Origin of the sequence: Limnobaculum allomyrinae (genome assembly GCF_016649425.1) — a bacterium.
Lineage (GTDB): Bacteria > Pseudomonadota > Gammaproteobacteria > Enterobacterales > Enterobacteriaceae > Limnobaculum > Limnobaculum allomyrinae.
On sequence record NZ_JADRCR010000027.1, the window covers coordinates 1 to 2,031 of the forward strand.

General features: G+C 42.0%; 3 protein-coding genes. 2 read left to right on the forward strand and 1 reads right to left on the reverse strand.

Annotation, left to right across the window (positions count from 1 at the left end; all coding sequences use genetic code 11):
• Positions 1-281 precede the first annotated feature (281 nt).
• The gene (locus I2494_RS20450; RefSeq protein ID WP_218468816.1) at positions 282-953 is read right to left on the reverse strand and encodes a LexA family protein; all 672 of its coding nucleotides are present in this window, start codon (positions 951-953) and stop codon (positions 282-284) included.
• Positions 954-1,039: 86 nt separating this feature from the next.
• Between I2494_RS20450 and I2494_RS20455 the strand changes: the two genes are divergently transcribed.
• On the forward strand, positions 1,040-1,240 hold the full coding sequence (locus tag I2494_RS20455; RefSeq protein WP_218468815.1) for a helix-turn-helix domain-containing protein: 201 nt from the start codon (positions 1,040-1,042) through the stop codon (positions 1,238-1,240).
• A 44-nt stretch (positions 1,241-1,284) separates the two neighbouring features.
• Positions 1,285-1,830: a YmfL family putative regulatory protein gene (locus I2494_RS20460; protein ID WP_218468814.1), complete on the forward strand. Its 546-nt coding sequence runs from the start codon at positions 1,285-1,287 to the stop codon at positions 1,828-1,830.
• Positions 1,831-2,031: the final 201 nt, after the last annotated feature.

Genomic DNA, 2,031 nt, shown 5'->3' on the forward strand with positions numbered 1-2,031 from the left:
AAAAAGTTGAGCCATCAGAAGTAGTACCTGATTCGGAAGATGAAAAAGCATCGGTCTAATTGTTAAAGAGCATTTACTTCTATTACTAAGCGAGCCTGATGGTTCGCTTTTTTGTTTGTGGTGGTCAGACTGCACTCTGAACCACCTGGTTACACTCCACACGTCCATTCGTGCTATGAGGTACATTATGTATCTAAATGGTACATTGTCAATAATAAAAAAACCAAAAACACAGAGATAATCTATATTCTTGGTTAATTTATTGAATTATATTGAATTTATTATTTATGTATAAATCTTCGAGGCTTCCCTGAAAAAATAACAGTGCCAATTATAGAGCAATTACCATTTATTTTTATGTAAGGGTCCGGCCAGCTTTTGTTTAATGCTTTTAAAAACTTCTGCCCGCCATCTTCTATCAGTCGCTTAAAAGTAGTTTCTCCTGAATCCAACATAATGGCGACAACATCATCACCGTGAGTAGGAGGTACTTCTGGATCAATAAAAATCATATCTCCGGGACGATACTCATCTATCATTGAATCACCAATAACCCTAAGAATATAGGTGAGTGGTCCGCACGGTACGGGGCAGGGATAATTTTCGGTAAGATTCAAATCGACCTCAGCATAACCTATTTCTTTCCAAGCTCCAGCCTGTATCCAGGATATTACTGGTACAGTTCGAATGTCATTATCAGTATTGGACACATTACTGATCTTTGCCACATTCGTAGTCTGGTGCTCTTGGTCAAGCCATCCTCGAGGAAGGTCAAAGCACTTTTCAATATGCCGAGCCATATCGCTACCGATATTTTTTGTTGGGTTATCCCCCATAAATCGGCTGGTTTGTGTGGGCTCTCTATCGATCAGGGCTGCAAAGTAGGTATTCCCACCGGCCCCATCTCTTAATTTTCTGGCGTTATCGCGCCTGATTTCATTAATAGTTTTCATTCTGCCATTTAATCCCTTGTACCACTTGGGTACAAGTGTCTTGCGGGTTCATTTTTTTCATGTAATATGTATACAGGAGGTACAAAATGAAAAGTTATTGGGACTCTCTCTCAAAAAATGAACAAATAGATCTCGCTAAACGAGCTAAGTCCAGCCCGGGTTATCTCAGGCTGATTTTTAATGGTTATAAAAAAGCAGGATACCTTTTAGCTCAACGCATCGAAAAAGAGACTAAAGGGATTATTACTCGGGCAACGTTACGACCGGATATCTATCCCAAACAGTAACGGTTAACTCACTGAAAATAAACCACAACTCAAAGGAGATAACTGTGGGACCTAAACAAAACTGGAAAGCAGAAAAACAACCAGCCTGGTTAGTTACTGCTATCAAAAAGACAATAGCCACCTTACCTGGTGGATATTCTGACGCTGCTGAATGGCTGGATGTAACAGAGAACGCCATTTTTAACCGCCTTAGAGCTGAAGGTGATCAGATCTTCCCGATGGGGTGGGCAATGGTATTACAGCAAGCAAGCGGTACCACCTACATTGCCGATGCTGTTTCACGTCATTCCAATAGCGTTAATGTTCGGTTACCTGATCTGGGTGAAATTGATAATGACGATATCAACAGCAGGTTACTGGAAGCCATTTCTTGGATGGGTAAGCATTCAGAAAAAGTAAGGCTAGCAGTAGCGGATGGCGTGATTGATCAAGCAGAACGTGCAGGCTTGGAAGATGACAGTCACGAAGTAGTAACAAAGTGGATGGAGTACAACACATTACTATATCGGTACTTTTGTCCGCCTGAAAAAGTTGACGCCCAGACTGTGCAGGTCGTGGGCGTCGGCGTCAAAAACAACTGTGTGGAGTAATTAACGCATGATCAGTTTAACAACAAATTATCAACTACCGCAACTTCGCTGTGTACCTGTGCAGGGTAAGAAGTTGCCGTTTCAATATGAGCGTATGGTATCGGGCAGATGGGTACCGTGCAACCACAGCAGAGCAGCAGGAATTGTGGGTGTAGTAAATCGGTGGGGTGGCTTATGCATCATTTAGTCACTCAGCCAACG

Excerpts from the sequence above, each read along its gene's own strand:
- I2494_RS20450 (WP_218468816.1), bottom strand. The coding sequence starts at position 953 with ATGAAAACTATTAATGAAATCAGGCGCGATAACGCCAGAAAATTAAGA.
- I2494_RS20455 (WP_218468815.1), top strand. The coding sequence starts at position 1,040 with ATGAAAAGTTATTGGGACTCTCTCTCAAAAAATGAACAAATAGATCTC.